The following is a 1,038-nucleotide window of genomic DNA, read 5'->3' as shown; positions in this document are numbered from 1 at the left end:
AAACCCCCGCAACTACCTGGCCTTTCTCGGCCTCGCCGCCGCCCTCTGCTGCTACAAACGACTCGTCCGCCTCACCACATAGGACACGGTCTAAGACGTCATCTCATTTGGTGAGCCTTCGGTAGCAGATGAGGGTGCAGGCGATGCTGGTGAAGGCAAGGAAGTGTTCGGCCTTGCGTTCATAGCGGCGGTGTAGGCGGCGGCGAGCCAGGCCATGGTGCGCTCGATGGTCCAGCGGTGGCGCCCGAGCCGCTGCGAGGACTCGATGCCCTTGCGGGCGATGCGGTGCTTGATGCCGCGCTGACGTAACCATTTCCGCAGGTGCGAGTAGTCGTAGCCCTTGTCTGCATGGAGCTTGGCGGGCTTGCGCCGGCGGCGTCCACGGCGTGAACGGATGGGCGGGATGCCGCGGACGAGGGGTTCGAGGGCCTGGCTGTCGTGCAGATTCGCCCCTGAGATTCCGACAGACAGGGGCAGACCGGTCCGCTCGGTAATCAAGTGGATCTTCGAGCCGTACTTGCCCCTGTCGACAGGATTCGGACCCGTCAGGTCCCCCTTTTCAGAGCCCTCATGTTTACCGAATCGATCGCGCAGCGGGACCAGTCAGCTCACCACGGACGCCGAGCTCGTCGAGGACCAGGCGATGGAGCTTGGCCCACACCCTGGCCTTCGTCCATTCGGAGAAGCGCCGGTGGGCTGTCGCCCCCGACGGCCCGAACGATGCCGCGGGCAGCTGCTGCCAGGTACAGCCCGAGGTGGCGACGAACACAATCGCCGCCAACACCTCCCGGTCGCCATGCCGACGCCTGCCACCGCCCTGAGGCCGCGACGGCGCCTCCGGCACCACTCGCTGGAACAGCACCCACAACTCATCCGGCACCAGCCGCTCAACAATCCCCACCACGACCGACAGCCTATCCAACCCACCAATTGAGATGACGTCTTAAGACCGTGTCCTATGTGGTGGGGCATCGTTGGCCTTGCTATGGGGCGGGGTACGTGGAGTTGGATTGTTCCGGACGGGTTGTGGGAGATCGC

The 1,038-nt window shown here is 64.7% G+C and carries 1 pseudogene; it reads right to left on the bottom strand.

Annotated features, from left to right (window positions below):
• Positions 1-103: 103 nt before the first annotated feature.
• Positions 104-895, bottom strand: a pseudogene (locus tag ACFVXJ_RS31285) (IS5 family transposase).
• Positions 896-1,038 lie beyond the last annotated feature (143 nt).

The sequence above is a fragment of the Streptomyces sp. NPDC058279 genome, assembly GCF_042881255.1.
GTDB lineage: Bacteria > Actinomycetota > Actinomycetes > Streptomycetales > Streptomycetaceae > Streptomyces.
The sequence above is the reverse complement of the archived record's forward strand: the minus strand, read 5'-3'. Positions and strand labels throughout refer to the sequence as shown.